10 protein-coding genes are annotated in these 16,560 nt (G+C 71.3%); 4 read left to right on the top strand and 6 right to left on the bottom strand.

From position 1 onward, the window contains the following. The first annotated feature begins 15 nt into the window (after nt 1–15). A complete protein-coding gene (locus M2283_RS31930) occupies nt 16–3,480 on the top strand; it encodes an amino acid adenylation domain-containing protein (protein ID WP_280879923.1) in 3,465 nt (1,154 codons plus the stop codon). A gap of 112 nt (nt 3,481–3,592) precedes the next feature. Here M2283_RS31930 and M2283_RS31925 read toward each other — a convergent pair whose 3' ends face one another. Next, on the bottom strand, nt 3,593–4,612 hold the full coding sequence (locus M2283_RS31925; RefSeq protein ID WP_280879922.1) for an ABC transporter substrate-binding protein: 1,020 nt from the start codon (nt 4,610–4,612) through the stop codon (nt 3,593–3,595). Nucleotides 4,613–4,807: 195 nt separating this feature from the next. Continuing rightward, complete coding sequence (locus M2283_RS31920) at nt 4,808–5,761, bottom strand: methionyl-tRNA formyltransferase (protein WP_280879921.1); 954 nt, start codon at nt 5,759–5,761, stop codon at nt 4,808–4,810. A gap of 53 nt (nt 5,762–5,814) precedes the next feature. Here M2283_RS31920 and M2283_RS31915 point away from each other — a divergent pair, with 53 nt between their 5' ends. Continuing rightward, complete coding sequence (locus M2283_RS31915) at nt 5,815–7,170, top strand: lysine N(6)-hydroxylase/L-ornithine N(5)-oxygenase family protein (RefSeq protein ID WP_432423157.1); 1,356 nt, start codon at nt 5,815–5,817, stop codon at nt 7,168–7,170. 62 nt (nt 7,171–7,232) lie between these two features. Here M2283_RS31915 and M2283_RS31910 read toward each other — a convergent pair whose 3' ends face one another. Together M2283_RS31910 and M2283_RS31905 are read right to left on the bottom strand one after the other, a co-directional pair. Then, on the bottom strand, nt 7,233–9,095 hold the full coding sequence (locus M2283_RS31910) for an isochorismatase family protein (RefSeq protein ID WP_280879919.1): 1,863 nt from the start codon (nt 9,093–9,095) through the stop codon (nt 7,233–7,235). A 260-nt stretch (nt 9,096–9,355) separates the two neighbouring features. Then, the gene (locus M2283_RS31905; RefSeq protein WP_280879918.1) at nt 9,356–10,873 is read right to left on the bottom strand and encodes an amidohydrolase; all 1,518 of its coding nucleotides are present in this window, start codon (nt 10,871–10,873) and stop codon (nt 9,356–9,358) included. Between the two features lie 212 nt (nt 10,874–11,085). Between M2283_RS31905 and M2283_RS31900 the strand changes: the two genes are divergently transcribed. Then, nucleotides 11,086–12,747, top strand: a complete 1,662-nt coding sequence (locus M2283_RS31900; RefSeq protein WP_280879917.1) for a carboxylesterase/lipase family protein — start codon at nt 11,086–11,088, stop codon at nt 12,745–12,747. Between the two features lie 37 nt (nt 12,748–12,784). Here the strand turns inward: M2283_RS31900 and M2283_RS31895 are convergent, their stop codons facing one another. Beyond that, nucleotides 12,785–14,623 carry a glycoside hydrolase family 15 protein gene (locus tag M2283_RS31895; RefSeq protein ID WP_280879916.1) on the bottom strand — a complete coding sequence of 613 codons (1,839 nt, stop codon included), beginning with the start codon at nt 14,621–14,623 and terminating at the stop codon, nt 12,785–12,787. A gap of 100 nt (nt 14,624–14,723) precedes the next feature. Next, complete coding sequence (locus tag M2283_RS31890) at nt 14,724–15,503, bottom strand: DeoR/GlpR family DNA-binding transcription regulator (RefSeq protein WP_280879915.1); 780 nt, start codon at nt 15,501–15,503, stop codon at nt 14,724–14,726. A gap of 159 nt (nt 15,504–15,662) precedes the next feature. On the opposite strand from M2283_RS31890, the gene M2283_RS31885 reads away from it, so the two are divergent. Next, the gene (locus M2283_RS31885) at nt 15,663–16,544 is read left to right on the top strand and encodes an SIS domain-containing protein (protein WP_280879914.1); all 882 of its coding nucleotides are present in this window, start codon (nt 15,663–15,665) and stop codon (nt 16,542–16,544) included. Nucleotides 16,545–16,560: the final 16 nt, after the last annotated feature.

Raw genomic sequence — 16,560 nt, 5'->3', positions numbered from 1 at the left:
GCAGCGGAGGAACCGGTGACCCAGCACCCCCCGACCCCCGACGAGTTGCTCCGCTCGGTCACCGACGCACTGAGCTCGGAGGAGCCGCCGCCCGGTGAGGACGACACCCTCATCGGCTTCGGCCTGGACTCGATCACCCTGATGAAGATCGCCGGCGGCTGGCGCAAGCAGGGCGTCCGGATCGGCTTCTCCGACCTGGCGAAGGAACCGACCCTGCGCGCCTGGCGGTCCCTGCTGGCGGCCGCCGTGCCGGAGCCGGCCGCCCCGCCGACCGCACCGCCGCCGGTCGCGGCCACGGTCCCCGACGAGCCGTTCCCGCTCGCGGTCATGCAGCACGCCTACTGGATCGGCCGAGGCGACGACACCAACCTCGGCTCCGTCGCCGCGCACCTCTACGTCGAGTTCGACGGCGCGCACGTGGACCCGGAACGGCTCGACACCGCCGTAGTGGCCCTCGTGGCGCGGCACGCGATGCTGCGGGCACGCTTCACCGACGACGGTCGGCAGGAGATCCTGCCGCAAGTCACCCGCCCGGTCACGGTCGTTGACGACCTGCGGGCCCTGGACGAGGAGGCCGCTGCCGTCGCGCTGGAAGCGACCCGGCACTCCTCGTCCCACGCTCGGCTGGATGTCGCCGCCGGTGAGGTGTTCCTCGTCCGGCTCTCCCTGCTGCCCGGCGGCCGGACGAGGCTGCATGTCGACGTCGACATGCTCGCCGCGGACGCGCTGAGCTACCGCGTCCTGCTCTCCGACCTCGCCGCGCTGTACGCGAAGCCAGACGCGCCGCTGCCCGTGATCCGTACCAGCTATCCGGAGTACCTCGCCGAGCGCGGGGAGGTGCGGCGGCTGAGCCGTGAGCAGTCGCAGGAATGGTGGCTGAGGCGCGTGCCCGAGCTGCCGACCGCACCCGAACTCCCGCTCGTGCCCGAGGCGGAGCGCACCGATCCCACTCGGGTGACCCGCCGCCACCACTGGCTGCCGCCCGAGGAGAAGCAGCGGCTGACCACGCGGGCCCACCGGCACGGGCTGACCCCCGCCATGGCCGTGGCGACCGCCTTCGCCGAGGTGCTGGCCGCCTGGAGCGGTCAGCCGCGCTTCCTGCTGAACGTGCCGATGTTCGACCGCCGCGGCTCCCACCCCGACGTCGACCTGCTGGTCGGCGACTTCACCAGCTCCGTACTGCTGGACGTCGACCTCGCCGAGCCGACCTCGTTCACCGACCACGCGCGGCGCCTCCAGGACCGTATGCACACCGATGCCGCACACGCCGACTACTCCGGCGTCGAGGTACTGCGGGACCTGTCCCGGCACAACGGCGAACAGGTCCTGGCCCCGGTCGTGTTCACCAGTGCGCTCAATCTGGGGGAGCTGTTCGACTCCGGCGTCACGCACTCCTTCGGGAAGCCGGCCTGGATCATCTCTCAGGGGCCGCAGGTCCTGTTGGACGCCCAGGTGACCGAGGTCGACGGCGGGCTGCTCGTCAACTGGGACGTCCGGGAGGACGCGTTCCCCGCCGGGCTGATCGACGCGATGTTCGCCGCCTTCCACGGTCTTGTCACGCGGCTCGGCACCGACGACACCGTCTGGGAGGAGCCGGTCCCGGCCTTGTTGCCCGCCGGGCAGTCGGCCGTGCGTGCCCTCGCGAACGCGACCGACGGACCGCCCAGCCACCGGCTCCTGCACCAGGGGTTCTTCGAGCGCGCGGCCGAGCAGACCGACGCGCCCGCCCTCCTGTGGGGCAGCGAAAACGCCCTGACGTACGGTGAGTTGGCCGACCGGGCGTTGCGCACCGCCGCCGCTCTGGTCGAGCGCGGCACCAGTCCCGGGGACACGGTCGCGGTCAGCCTGCCCAAGGGGCCCGAGCAGATCGTCGCCGCCCTGGGCGTGCTGGCGGCCGGTGCCGCCTACGTACCGATCGGGGTCGAGCAGCCCGCCGTCCGCCGCGACCGCATCCGTGCGACGGCCGGCTTCCGACTCGCCCTGACCGACGGACGCCCGTTGGAGGGCCTCGTCATCCTCGCGGTCGCCGATGCCCTGTCGACCGAGCCGCTGCCCGAACCGGTGCCGGTGGACGAGGAGCAGGCGGCCTACGTCCTGTTCACCTCGGGCTCGACCGGCGAGCCCAAGGGCGTCGAGGTGCCGCACAGGGCGGCGATGAACACCATTGACGACCTCAACGACCGTTTCTCGGTGGGCCCTTCGGACCGCTGCCTGGCCGTCTCGGCCCTCGACTTCGACCTCTCCGTCTACGACCTGTTCGGGCTGCTGAGCGCGGGCGGGGCCGTGGTGCTGGTCGAGGAGGCCGACCGGCTCGAAGCACAGCAGTGGGCGGAACTCGTACGCACCCACCAGGTCACGCTCCTCAACTGCGCGCCCCCGCTGCTCGACATGCTCCTGCTGGCCACCGGACCCGGTGAACTCGCCGGACTGCGCACGGTGTTGCTCGGCGGCGACTGGGTGGGGACCGATCTGCCCGGGCGGCTCGCCGAGCGGGCGCCGGGTTGCCGGTTCATCGGCCTGGGCGGGACCACGGAGACCGCGATCCACTCCACCGTGTGCGAGGTGACGGGTGCTCAGATCCCCGCGCACTGGCGGGCGGTGCCCTACGGGACGCCGTTGCGCAATGTGCGGTGCCGGGTCGTCGACGCCCAGGGGCGGGACTGCCCGGACTGGGTGCCGGGGGAGTTGTGGATCGGCGGAGCGGGGGTGGCGCTCGGTTATCGGCGCGATCCGGAGCGCACCGCCGAGAAGTTCGCCGAGGTCGACGGCATTCGCTGGTACCGGACCGGTGACCTCGCCCGGTACTGGCCGGACGGCACCCTGGAGTTCCTGGGACGCCGCGACCATCAGGTGAAGCTGCGCGGGTTCCGTGTCGAACTCGGCGAGGTGGAGGCTGCGCTCGCCGGTCACCCCGCGGTTCGGCGTGCGGTGGCCGGGGTGGCGCGGGCGCAGGGCGTCCAGCTCGCCGCCACGGTGGCCGCCGAGGACGTGGCCGAGGACGACCTGCGGGAGTGGGCGCGGACGGTGCTGCCCCCGCACATGGTCCCCGCCCGGATCGTCGTCGTACGAGAGCTGCCCCTCACCTCCAACGGCAAGCTGGACCGGCGGGCGGTGGCGCAACTCTGGGAGTCTGCGGAGGAGTTGGAGCCTCGGGCTCCCGGCACCGCGCTGGAGAACGTGGTCGCCCGGATCTGGGGCGATGTTCTCGGCACCGGGCGGGTCGGCCTCGACGACGGGTTCTTCGCGCTCGGCGGCGACTCGGTGCTCGCCACCGTGATCGTGAGCCGGCTGCGGGAGGCACTGGACACCTCGGAGGTGTCCGTCCGCGCCCTGTTCGCGACCCTCACGGCGGGCGGGATGGCCAAGCGGCTGTCCGCCGAGGAGGAGACGCCCGGACGGCTCGAACAGGTCGCCTCCATCCACCTGGAGATCGAGGGGATGTCGGCGGCGGAGGTCGACTCGGCGCTGCGGGACGCGTGACGGACGGCGCCTGACGGACGGCGCGTGACACACGAGGAAGCGGCGGGGCGCGTGATGCGCCCCGCCGCTTCCTCTGTCCGTGTCGCGGGCTCAACCGGCCCGCTGCGCAGGCCTACTTGTCGAGCTTGGCGAAGCCCGGCTCCAGGTTGTTCAGCGCCCACGGGATGCCCAGCGCGGACGGGCTGCGCAGCTGGCTGATGGTCTCGACGTCGGTGACGAAGTAGTTGTCCTTCTTCAGCGCCGACATGTTCTTCACCAGCGTGCTGGACTCGAACGCCTTCTGCAGGTCCTTCGTCGTGAACGCGATGACCACGAGGTCGGCGTCCAGCTTGTCGAGTTGCTCGAAGGACAGCTCGCCCGTGGGGCTGCCGCTGACCGTCTTGATGTTCTTGATCGACGGGGTCAGACCCAGCCCGAGTTCGCTCATCAGCTTGGCGGCGAAGTCCTCCTCGGAGGCGATGGTGTAGATCTTCGCCGGGGTGTTGCCGATCGACAGGCTGTAGGTCTTGCCGTCGAGGCCGGGGTGGGCCGCCTTCACCTTGGCGACGGCCGCCTCGGTGTCCTTGACGACCTGCTCGGCCTGCGTCTCCTTGCCGACGGCCTTGCCGACCACCTCGACGTGCTGCTGCCAGGTCTGCTGGCCCCAGGCCGTCTCGTAGCCGATGGTCGGGGCCACCGCGGAGAGCTTCTTGTAGTCCTTGTCGAGGGTGAAGTCGGAGGTGGCGAGGATCAGGTCGGGCTGGAGGGCCGCGACCTCCTCGAAGTCGACGCCGTTGACGGTGTCGAGGAGTTTGGTCTTCTTGGTGTCGAGCTTGCCCTTCAGCCACGGGTAGACGCCGTCGGAGGCGAAGGTGTCCTTGGAGACGGCGATCGGGGTGACGCCCAGGGCGTAGAGCGCGTCGATGTCGTCGGTGCCGCCGTTGCCGATCACCAGGACCCGCTTCGGCGCCGAGGAGATCTTCGTGTTCCCGAACTTGTGCTTGATGGTCACCGGGAAGGCGGCTGAGGAGGAGCCTTCGGCCTTCGCCGCGTCCGTCGAGGAGCCGCTGTCGTCGTCCTTGACCGAGCCGCAGGCTGCCAGACCGGCGATCAGGGTGATGCTGAGAAGGGTGGTCCGGAGCGATCTAGACATGGCGGTGCTTCCCTTTTCGCCGGGCGTGGGCAGAGTCATAAGGCCGCCAGTAAAGCAAGGTTAGGCTTGCCTTAGCAATGGATTCAGGCCGTTTGACTTGCCTGACTCGATGTCATATGCCTTCGGGCGCAGGGGTGTTGGGGCATGCGGGGGAGGGCGCCGTCGTACGACGGCGCCCCGCTCGCGGGCGTCGGGTCAGGGGCGTGCCGTGAGGTACCCGCCCATCGTGCGGAAGTAGTCCGTGGCAGCCAACTCCGTGCCGTCCTCGGTGCGTACACGCCGGACGAGCAGCCCGCGGCACTGGCCGTTGTGCGCGTCCGCGCCCGCCACGATGACCACGCCGTCGCCCTCGCGGATGAAGATCCGGCCCGGCGTGCCGCCGTAGAACGCCTCGGACACGCCCGCCGACACGATCCGGACGCGCTGGCCGCGATGGAACGTGTACGCGTTCGGGTACGGGTCGGACTGGGCGCGTATGAGCCGCTCCAGGCGTTCCGCCGGCCAACTCCAGTCGATGCGGCTGTCCTCGGCCGACCGCTTGTGGAAGAAGGTCGCCCGGCTGCGGTCCTGCGGCTGCCACTGGCCCGTGTCCTGGCCGGCCGCGATCAGGTCGAGCGACTCGCGCACGATCGGGCTGATCAGGTCGACGGTGCGGTGGAACAGGTCGGTCGCGGTGTCGGTCGGGCCGACCGCCACCGAGCGCTGCATCAGGATGTCCCCGGCGTCGAGTTCACCGTTCATCCGGTGCGCGGTGACGCCCACCCGGGCCTCGCCGTTGATGAGGGCCCAGATGATCGGCGAGAAGCCGGCGTACGACGGCAGCAGCGAGTCGTGGATGTTGAGCGTGCCGTGCGGTGGCAGGTCGAACAGCTCCGGGGGCAGCCAGGTGCGCCAGTTGTTGGCCACGATGATGTCCGGCGCCGACTCGCGCAGGGCCGCGAGGAGTTCGGAGTCGTCCGGGCGGTTGCGCAGCAGGACAGGGACGTCGTTCTTCTCGGCGAGTTCGGCGACGCTGTCGTCCCAGATCTTCTCGTAGGCGTGGTCGCTCTTGGGGTGGGTGACCACGAGAACGACCTCGTGATCGGAGTCCAGCAAGGCCTGGAGGGTGCGGTGGCCCCAGGTCTGGTAGCCGAACATGGCGACGCGCATGCGGTTCTCCCGTCCAACGGCTCCATTGCAAGGTTAGGCTAACCTTATCTAACATGTGGCTGCCTGAGGGAGGCGATGCCACGGTGAAGTCACCGCTCAAGGGATCTGACACCACCTACGACGTCCTCGGAATCGGTTTTGGACCGTCAAATCTCGCTCTCGCCATAGCGATCGAGGAACACAACGCGGGGCTGCCACCGGAGGAACGGCTCAACGCCCTTTTCCTGGAACGCCAGCCGGGCTTCGGCTGGCACCGGGGGATGTTGATCGACGACGCGACCATGCAGGTGTCGTTTCTCAAGGACCTTGTCACACTGCGTAATCCGACCAGCGACTTCAGCTTCCTGTGCTTCCTGCGGGAGCGCGGCCGGCTGATCGACTTCCTGAACCAGAAGACCCTGTTCCCGCTGCGGGTCGAGTTCCACGAGTACTTCGCGTGGGCCGCGGAGCGGGTACGGCACCTGGTGGCGTACGAGCATGTCGTCGCCGCCGTCGACCCGGTCCGCGACGAGTCGGGCACCGTGACCCACTTCGACGTGGTGTGCCGGGATCCGGAGCGCCCCGGCGAGACGGTGAGCTACCGGGCCCGGGACATCAGCGTGGCGGTCGGCCTGGAACCCCATGTGCCGCCCGGCGTCGAGCTGTCCGAGCGCATCTGGCACAACAGCCAGTTGCTGCCCCGGGTGACCGAACTCGCCGCCGAGGGCACGCCGGTGAACCGTGCCGTCGTGCTGGGCGCGGGGCAGAGCGCGGCCGAGACGGTCGACTACCTGCACCGCTCCTTCCCGGACGCCGAGGTGTGCGCGGTCTTCGCCAAGTACGGCTACACGCCGGCCGACGACAGCCCGTTCGCCAACCGCATCTTCGACCCCGAGGCCGTGGACGTGTACTTCGTCGCGCCCTCCGAGGTGAAGCAGTCGCTCTTCGACTACCACCGCTCGACCAACTACTCCGTGGTCGACATGGAGTTGATCGAGGCCCTGTACGCGACCGCGTACCAGGAGAAGGTCACCGGCCACGAACGGCTGCGCTTCCTCAACGTCTCGCGCATCCGTGACGTGGTGCCCCGGGACGACGGATCGCTCGACATCGCCGTCGAGTTCCTGCCCACCGGCGAACAACAGGTGCTCTCCGCCGACGTGTTGGTGCACGCCACCGGCTACCGCCCGCGCGACCTGACCTCCCTGCTAGGCGAGGCCGCCAAGGTCTGTCTGCGGGATGACGAGGACGCGCTGCGGGTGAGCCGCGACCACCGGGTGGAGACGGCGCAGGGCGTCACCGCGGGGATCTACCTGCAGGGCGGCACCGAGCACACGCACGGCCTGACCTCGACACTGCTGTCGACGACCGCGATCCGTGCGGGGGAGATCCACCGCTCGCTGGTGTCCCGGCGGGTGGCGTCCGTCTGAGCCGACCAGGCGGACCCGGGTAGCGACCCCCGGGCAGCGGCGGGTGGAGCGGAGGCGGCCGGTCAGACCGCCTCCGCCTCCGTCACGGAGTGCTCGGTGCCGAACGCCGCCACCACCCGGTCCGTCGCCGTCACCGCCCCGCACGTGTCCGCCACCCACTCAAGGGCGAACTCATGGCTCCCGGGCGTCATGTCGGCGACCGCGTCGGCCACGACGAACGCCTCCAGATCCTGCGCCCAGGCGTCACCGGCGGTCATCAGGACACCGGCCCGGGCGTACAGCCCGAGGATCACCACCTGGTCGCGCTCCAACTCCCGCAGCCGGCCGTCCAGTCGGGTCCGGGCGAACGCGCTGTACTTCCGGGCGGTCAGGACGGTGTCCCCGGCCAGCGGCTCGACCTGCGGGACGAACGCCTCGCCCGCCGCGCCCGCCGACAGGCCGGCGAGCTTCGCGTACGGGACGGGACCCCGGCCGGAGGCACGCCGGTCGCCGGCCGGCACCGAGTGGATCACGGGCACTCCGGCGGCCCGTGCGCCGTCGACCAACCGGCGTGCGTTAGCGAGGAGTTCGGTGACCGGGGCGGCCTCCCGCTCCAGCGCCCGCACGAACCGGTTCTGCAGGTTGAGGACCAGCAGCGCCGCCCTGGCCGGATCGAGGGTCCAGCCCGTCTGGTCGGCGGGCAGCATCGCGGGGGTCGGCATGACGTAGGGGAACATCGGAGGAGTCATCTCGGTGTGCCCTTCGGAAGTGTGCGGACGGGGCCGTCGGCCGCGCGGCGCCGGGACCAGGCGGGCGGCGCGCCCGACCACGCCCGGACCACCGACGGACACCTCCGGCCCCCGCTCGACGATCAGGTGACCCGTGTCGGTCACCCGCGCGATCGCCCCGGTGCGGTGGAAGCCGTCGGCGGTGAAGAATCCGGCGTCGTGCTCGGGCGAGCGCCAGTAGCCGCGGATCGTGGAGGGGCCGCGGCCGAGCAGATGACCGCTCGTGCCGTCGGGGACCTCACGGCCCGCGTCGTCGACGACCCGCACCTCGTCCGCCGCCGACACCGGACGCCCCCGGCCGGTCAGACACGCCTCCGGTCCGTCGTCCGGCCGGGTCCAGGAGACCAGGCCCTCCGCCGTCCCGAAGACCTGCCGCAACGAGCAGCCGAGCGCGGGCCGCACGCGTCGGGCCGGCCGCTCGTCGAGGGCTCCGCCACTGACCACCAGGGTCTCCAGACCGCTCAGGTCGTACGCGGTGACCCCGGCGGCCTCGGTCCATGCTGCGACGAGGTGCGCGGGCAGCGCGGTGTGGGTGACCCCTTCGGCCGCTACCACGGGGAAGGCCGCGTCCGGATGGGATCCGGGGGCCAGGACCACCCGGCCGCCCGCCCACAGCACCGCCAGCCAGTCGGGCAACCCCGGTACGCCGACGGGCAGTTCGGGAAGCGCGGCGAGATGGACCGTGTCCTCGCCGACGCCCAGGACCATCGCCCTGTCCTCGACCGAGCGCGTCAGCTCCCGGTCACCGAGCGGCACCAGCCGTGGGACGCCCACTCCGTCGCCGGTGAGCTGGAGGAGGGCGAGGTCGTCGGGCCCGGGCGCCTGGGCGGCCGACGTGAACCGGCTCACGGCCCGCGTCACCGACTCGCGCACCCCGGGCGGCACGACGACGGGTACGGCGCCGATCCGCCGCAGCGCGAAGAACTCCTCGAACAGGTCCAGGGAACCCGGGAGTTGGACGACCACCCGGTCGCCGGGCCAGATCCGGCGGGCGGTCAGCTCGGCCGCGCGCCGTCGGACGTGTTCGTCCAGCTGGCGGTAGGTCCAGGCCCGTCTGTCGTCCGTGACCTCGACGAGCGCCACCCGCTCGGGATGCAGCTCCGCGCGCCCGTGGAGCACATCGTCGAGCGTGGTGTGCAGGGATGCGTCGCTGCTCACAGATCGTTTCCCCTCGCGGTCACGGGCCCGGTGCGTACGGGGGCCGTCGGCGCGGGGGTGGCGAGTGGCACGACTCGTCCACGGCACGGCCTCCCGGTCGGGCGTAGAAGATTAGGTTAGCCTCACCTAAGCTTCCTTGTCGCCTTCATTCGGCTTGAACGCTGATCCGGTGTCAGAGGCCTTGGCGGGGGCCGAGGTGCGAGGGGTGGCCCGAGCCGCCACGGACGACAGGCCCGAGCCGTCTCCGGCATCAGGAGACGTCAGCAAGGACCGTGCGTCCACCGCCCCGCCAGCAGCGTCGCGTGCACCGGCATCTCCCGCAGCGTGTCCGTGTCCGCCTCCAGCGGATCCACGTCCACGACCACCAGATCGGCCTCGTCGCCGACCCGGATCAGCGACCGCCCGAGCGCCGACGCGGCCAGCGCCGCCCGCACCGGGACCCGCTGCTCCGGATGCCAGGCGGCCCGCTCGTCGCTCGTCCGGCTGACGGCCGAGGCGATGCCGAGCCACGGGTCGAGCGGCGAGACGGGGGCGTCGGAGCCGAACTCCAGCCGGGCGCCCGACGCCAGCAGGTCGGCGTAGGCGAAGGCCCGCCCGGTGCGTCCCGCCCAGTGCACGTCCGCCACATCGCGGTCGTCGGTGGCGTGCGCGGGCTGCACACTCGCCGTCACCCCCAACTCCGCGAACCGCGGCACATCGGCGGCCGACAGCAACTGGGCGTGCTCGATGCGCCCACGGCAGCGGACCGCCTCGAACGCGTCCAGGGCAAGGGTGTTGGCCCGGTCGCCGATCGCGTGGACGGCCGGCTCGATCCCGTGCGCGGAGGCGCGCCGCATCAGCCGGACCAGTTCGGCGTACGGCGTCTCCTCGATGCCGTACGCCTCCTCGGTGTCCTCCATGCCGGGGTACGGGTCGCAGCACAGCGCGGTCCGCGTGTTGAGGGAGCCGTCGGTGAAGAGCTTGAGGGGGCCGACCTGGACCAGGCCGCCGGTCCCGGGCAGCACGTCACCGGTGCGCAGCCCGCGCTCGATCGCCGCCTCCAGGTGCGCGGGGTAGACGGCGGCCCGTACGCGCACCGGGAGCGGCGAACTCCCGGCGCGGCGGCTCCAGTCGGCGAGATTGTCCGAGAAGTGGAAGTCGATGAAACCCGTGACACCGCGCGCGGCCGCGTCCCGGCAGGCGTCCGCCACCCAGCGGTCGAGCACTTCCTCGGGCACCTCGGGCAGCGCGGTGATCGCCTCGAAGCACTCGTGCTCCCGCAGGACGCCCGTGGGATGGTCGCCGCGCCCGACCAGTGCCAGACAGGGCGAGTTGAGCCAGGCGGCGTGCAGATCGGCGCTGATCAGCGCGACCGGCCGGTCCGGACTCGCCGCGTCGAGCAGCGACTTGTGCGGCACGTCGGGCCACAGCCCGTCCCGGAACCCCTGCCCCAACAGGACGTCCCCGCCGGGCAGTTCGGCCGCGTACGCCCGTACGGCATCCGCCACCGCCCGCGCGGACCCCAGGCCGGCCAGGTCGGCCCGGTGCCGGTTGCCGGCCCACTGCGCGGCATGCACATGGGCGTCCCACAGGCCCGGCAGCACGGTTCGCCCGTCCAGGTCGACCACCGGGCCGTCCCCGAGGTCGCCCTCCGCGATCGCGACGATCCTGCCGTCCTCGATCCGCACACTGCGCAACGGGCCGCCCGCCCCCAGCCGCACCCGCGCGAGCGTCAGGGCGGGCGGCCGGTCGGCGAGCGTGTCCGCAAGGGGGCCGGAGATGCCGTCGAGGCTCGTCATGAGGGCTCCAGTGGTGTGATCACGTGCGGTGGGGCGGGGCCGAGGCTACGCGGCGATGGCCGGACGCCGACAGGCCCGGTCACTGTGAACAATCTCGTCGCACATATTGCTCACAGGATGCCGCCCGATCTACGGTCGCAGAACGCGCCATTCCGCCCCTCACGCCCCTCAAAGCGCACTACCTGCCAGCCCGCACGCAGAGAGCAGGAGCAATGAGAGCGATCACCGTCCTGCGCGGCAGAACCCGCGCCGTCCTGACCACCGTGAGCCTCCTGGGCCTGGGCATCGCGGCCCCCGTAGCGGCCCACTCCACACAGACCGGAACCCACGAACGCCCGGTCTCCACCACCGTACAGACCACCGCCGGCAAGGTCCGCGGCGCCCAACGCACCGGCTACGACGAGTGGTTGGGCATCCCCTACGCGGCCGACGCCGCCGGCGTGAACCGCTGGAAGCCCCCGCAGCCGGTCACCCCGTGGTCCGGCGTGCGCGACGCCGGCGCCTTCAGCGACCGGTGCGCGCAGAACAGCGGCTGGGACCCCGGCTACGAGAAGACGATCACCACCGAGGACTGCCTGGCCCTCAACGTCTATGTCCCGGACGGCGCCCGGGCGAGAACACCCGTCCTGGTCTGGATCCACGGCGGCGGCTTCACCGGGGGCGCGGGCCAGGACACCAACCCGCGCAAGTTCGTCGAGCAGACCGGCGCGATCGTCGTCACCGTCAACTACCGCGTCGGCGTGCTCGGCACCCTCAACCTGCCCCAGCTGCAGGCCGAGAGCAAGGACGGCCCCGGCAACTACGGCCTCCTCGACCAGCAGGCGGCCCTGCGCTGGGTGCACGGCAACATCTCCCGCTTCGGCGGCGACCCGAAGAACGTGACCGTGGCCGGCCAGTCCGCCGGCGCCGGTTCGGTCTGCGACCACCTCGCCTCGCCCACCGCCAAAGGCCTGTTCGCCCGCGCCGGCATCCTCAGCGGCGGCTGCAGCCTTCAGTCCGCGGCCTCCGGCCAGGCACAGAGCGAGGCCTTCGTGAAAGCCGTCGGCTGCGCCGGCACCTCGGACGTCCTCGCCTGTCTGCGCGGCAAGTCGGCCACCGACCTGCTCACCGCCCAGAAACAGGCCGGCGTCGCACCCTCCCTCGGCGGCTCCGCCTTCCCGGTCAACCCCGGCACCGCCGTCCGGACCGGTGCTTTCAACCGCGTACCCGTGATGCTCGGCCAGACCAACAGCGAGCGCGGCCTGTTCACCTTCCAGAACTACGACTACCTCGGTACGCCGATGACGGCCGCGCAGTACGAGGCCGCCGTGCGCTCCGCCTACGGAGCCAACGCCGACAAGGTGCTCGCCGAGTACCCGCTCGGCGCCTACCCGACGCCGGGCCAGGCCTGGACCGCCGTCCAGAACGGCTCCACCTCCTACACCCGCCAACAGCTCATCGCGACGCTGTCGAAGTGGGTGCCCACCTACGCCTACGAGTTCGCCGAGAGCGACACCCCGCACTTCACCTCGATCTTCCTGCTCCAGCAGAAGAGCGAGACGGCGAGGAACTTCCCGTTCGGCGGCGCGATCCACGTCGACGACCTCGGCTACCTCTGGGACTACCTCGGCCAGACCCTGCCCTACGACGACGACCAACTGGAGCTGTCCCACCAGATGATCACCTACTGGGGCCGCTTCGCCGCCTCCGGTGATCCCAACGGCGCCCGTACACCCGCCTGGCCCAAGTACCGGGCCAAGACGGGGGAGTTGATGTCACTGGTCGCCTGCGACACCGCACCGGCGAGCGACCGGCCCCCGGCGGCCTGCTCCAAGGTCTCCCGGGACTTCGGCAAGGAGCACAACCTCGGCTTCTGGGCGGGCCTGCCGTCCTGACCGGCATCCCGCCCCGACCGCCGAACCGACCGGGTCCTCAGCCGAGGGCCCGGTCCAGGTTGAACGCAGCGCTGATCAGCGCGAGATGCGTGAACGCCTGCGGGAAGTTGCCCTGTTGCTCACCGGTCTGGCTGATCTCCTCGGCGTACAGGCCCAGATGGTTGGCGTACGTGAGCATCTTCTCGAAGGCGAGGCGTGCCTCGTCGATCCGGCCGGCGTGGACCATGGCCTCGACGTACCAGAACGAGCATATGGAGAAGGTGCCTTCGTCGCCGCGCAGCCCGTCGGGGCTGGCCAGCGGGTCGTAGCGGTAGACCAGGGAGTCCGAGACCAGGTCGTGGGTGAGGGCGTCCAGCGTGGACAGCCACTTGGGGTCCGTGGGCGCGATGAACTTCGTCAGCGGCATCATCAGGACGGACGCGTCCAGCACCTCGCTGCCCTCGTACTGCACGAAGGCCTGGCGGGACTCGGACCAGCCCTTGCTCATGATCCGCCGGTAGATCGCGTCCCGGCAGTCGCGCCAGCGCAGCAGATCTGCGGGCAGGCCGCGGCGGTTGGCCATGCGGATGGCCCGCTCGATCGCCACCCAGCACATCAGCCGCGAGTACAGGAAGTTCTTGCGGCCGCCGCGGGTCTCCCAGATGCCCTCGTCGGGCTGGTCCCAGTTGTCGCACACCCAGTCCACCAGCGCGCACACGTCGTCCCACTGGGCGCTGGAGACGGGCTTGGCCCACTTGTCGTAGAGGTAGATCGAGTCGATGAGCGCGCCGTAGATGTCCAGCTGGAGCTGCTCGGCGGCGGCGTTGCCGACCCGGACCGGCGCGGAGCCCAGATGCCCTTCCAGGTGGTCGAGTTCGAGCTCGGGCAGGTCGGTGCGGCCGTCGATGCCGTACATGATCTGCAGCGGTCCTGACGGCTTGCCGTCGCCCGGGGAGATGTGCCGGGTCACGAACTTCATGAACGCCTCGGCCTCGCCGGTGAATCCGAGCCGCAGCAGCGCGTAGACACAGAAGGCGGCGTCGCGCACCCACACGTACCGGTAGTCCCAGTTGCGCTCGCCGCCGACCTGCTCGGGCAGGCTCGTCGTCGGGGCGGCCACGATCGCGCCGGTGGGCGCGTAGGTGAGGAGCTTCAGGGTGAGGGCGGAGCGGTGCACCATCTCCCGCCAGCGGCCCCGGTACTTGGAGGCGGACAACCAGCGCCGCCAGTAGTCCACCGTCGTGGCGAACTGTGCCTCGGCCTCCGCCTTCGCGCACCGGCGCGGCTCGACGTCGCGGCCGACCTGGTCCAGCGCGAAGACGGCCTCCTCGCCCTCGGCGAGTTTGAAGTCGGCCCGTGCGTCCAGTCCGTCGGCCTCCAGCGGCACGGTCGCGGTCAGCGCGAGCGAGATCTCGTCGGTGTCGAAGACGGCCGCCTCGCCGGCCATCCGCACGGTGTGCGGGCGGGAGCCGTAGTCGAAGCGCGGGGCGACCCGGGCGCGAAACGGGATGGAGCCGCGTACGCACACGACCCGCCGGATCAGACGATGCCGATCGGCGTCGACGTCGTCGCCGTCGATCGGCATGAAGTCCTGCACCTCACCGACACCCTCCTCGGTGAAGAAGCGGGTGATCAGGACATTGGTGTCGGGGAAGTAGAACTGCTTCGTCTTCGCCGGCACGGCCGCCGCCAGCTCGAAGGAGCCGCCGCGCTCCGCGTCCAGGATCGCCGCGAAGACGCTCGGCGCGTCGAAGGCCGGGCAGCAGTACCAGTCGATGGTGCCGTCGGTCCCGACCAGGGCCACACTGCGCAGATCACCGATCAGCCCGTGTTCGGCGATCGGCAGATAGCGGCGATCGCCCCCGGGATTGTCCTGGTCGTTCTCCGTCGCGCCCATCGCCGCCTCCCTGGCCCCCGACCCGCAGTGCGCTCTCAGCCTAGGTGGAAACGGTCTTGCGGGCGCGAGGATCGAGGTGGCCGGAAGAGACTGTGGCCAGTCACACGACCAGGACGTCGATACCGGCCTCCTCGAACCGCCGTACCGTGTCCGCGCTCGCCGCCGCGTCCGTGACGAGCGTGTCCACCGCCTCGGCCGCGCAGATCCGGGCGAACGCCCGCCGCCCCAGCTTGCTGGAGTCGGCGGCGACGACCACGCGCTCGGCGCGCTCGCACAGCATCCGGTTGATCGCGGCCTCCGCCTCGTCGTGCGCGGCGGCGCCGCGCGTGACGTCGAAGGCGACCACACCGAGCACCGCCACGTCGAGGGTGATCTGCCCGAGCACCCCGTCGGCGAGCGGCCCGATCAACTCGTACGACTGCGGGCGGGCGACCCCGCCGGTCACCACGATCTTGAACTGGGGGCGCACGGCAAGCTCGTTGGCGATGTTGAGCGCGTTGGTGACGACGGTCAGCGCGGGGGAGCCGGAGCCGAGATCGCCGCGCACGGCCAGGGCGCGCGCCACCTCGGTGGTCGTCGTCCCGCCGGTCAGGCCGACGGCCTCGCCGGGTACGACGAGATCCGCGACGGCCTTCGCGATGCGCTGCTTCTCGGAGGCGTGCCGGGCGGTCTTGTAGCGCAGCGGCAGTTCGTACGACACCCCGTGCACGACCGCGCCGCCACGGGTGCGGACCAGCATCTGCTGCTCGGCGAGCCGGTCGAAGTCGCGCCGGATCGTCGCGGCCGAGACCTCCAGCTCGACGGCCACCTCCTCGACGTCCAGCCGGCCCCGCTCGACGAGCAGCTCCAGCAGCGTCTTCCAGCGGGCGTCGCGCGACATCCGGCCCCTCCGTTTTCTGGCCTGTTCCTCAACCTGTTCCCCGGCCGGTGGCCGATCTTCCGGCGACCCTAGCGCACCTGGAGTGCGCTCGAATGCTTGATTGTGCTCGAAATCTGGCTATATCTTGCAAGAACAGTCATATCTGGGGAGGGGTAGGGCATGACCCACGTCGAGGACGAGCTGACCAGCCAGCCCGGGTGCTGGACCCGGGCCGCAGCGGATGCGCCCCGGTACCGCGCGGTGCTGCCGGCGCCGGGGGAGCGGGTCGCGATCGTCGGCTGCGGCACCTCGTACTTCATGGCGCAGGCCGTCGCCGCCCTGCGCGAGGGCGCGGGCCAGGGCGAGACCGACGCCTTCGCCGCCTCCGAGTACCCGCACGGGCGCTCGTACGACCGTGTCGTCGCCCTCACCCGATCGGGCACGACCACCGAAGTCCTGGAACTCCTGGGCGAGTTGACGGGCCGCACCCGCACCACCGCGATCACCGCCGACCCGCACACACCGGTCATGACGACCGCCGACGACGTCGTGGTCCTCGACTTCGCGGACGAACGCTCCGTCGTGCAGACCCGGTTCGCGACCACCGCGCTGACCCTGCTCCGCGCCCACCTCGGCCTGCACCCCGACACCGCCGTCGCCGACGCACGCACCGCGCTGGAGACACCGCTGCCCGACGGGCTGCTCGCCTGCACGCAGTTCACCTTCCTGGGCCGCGGCTGGACGGTGGGCCTCGCCAACGAGGCCGGACTGAAGATGCGCGAGGCCTCCCTCGCCTGGACCGAGGCCTACCCCGCGATGGAGTACCGGCACGGCCCCATCAGCATCACCACCCAAGGCACCGCGACCTGGATGCTCGGTGAAGCGCCCGAGGGACTCGCCGAACAGGTCCGCGCCACCGGCGGGTTGTGGGTCGCCGGCGGCCTCGACCCGCTCGCCGAACTGGTCCGCGCCCAGCGTCTCGCGGTCGCCGTCGCCGCGGCCAGGGGCCTCGATCCGGACAGCCCGCGCCACCTCACCCGCTCGGTGATCCTCGCCCCCTGACCCGGCCCTCGGAAAG

Origin of the sequence: Streptomyces pseudovenezuelae, assembly GCF_029892565.1 — a bacterium.
Classification (GTDB): domain Bacteria; phylum Actinomycetota; class Actinomycetes; order Streptomycetales; family Streptomycetaceae; genus Streptomyces; species Streptomyces pseudovenezuelae_A.
Note: the sequence above shows the minus strand (reverse complement) of the source record. Positions and strands in the feature narration are given on the sequence as shown.

Coding starts and splice junctions, on each gene's coding strand:
- M2283_RS31900 (WP_280879917.1), top strand. CDS start 11,086: ATGAGAGCGATCACCGTCCTGCGCGGCAGAACCCGCGCCGTCCTGACC.
- M2283_RS31905 (WP_280879918.1), bottom strand. CDS start 10,873: ATGACGAGCCTCGACGGCATCTCCGGCCCCCTTGCGGACACGCTCGCC.
- M2283_RS31925 (WP_280879922.1), bottom strand. CDS start 4,612: ATGTCTAGATCGCTCCGGACCACCCTTCTCAGCATCACCCTGATCGCC.
- M2283_RS31895 (WP_280879916.1), bottom strand. CDS start 14,623: ATGGGCGCGACGGAGAACGACCAGGACAATCCCGGGGGCGATCGCCGC.
- M2283_RS31885 (WP_280879914.1), top strand. CDS start 15,663: ATGACCCACGTCGAGGACGAGCTGACCAGCCAGCCCGGGTGCTGGACC.
- M2283_RS31915 (WP_432423157.1), top strand. CDS start 5,815: ATGTGGCTGCCTGAGGGAGGCGATGCCACGGTGAAGTCACCGCTCAAG.
- M2283_RS31890 (WP_280879915.1), bottom strand. CDS start 15,503: ATGTCGCGCGACGCCCGCTGGAAGACGCTGCTGGAGCTGCTCGTCGAG.
- M2283_RS31920 (WP_280879921.1), bottom strand. CDS start 5,761: ATGCGCGTCGCCATGTTCGGCTACCAGACCTGGGGCCACCGCACCCTC.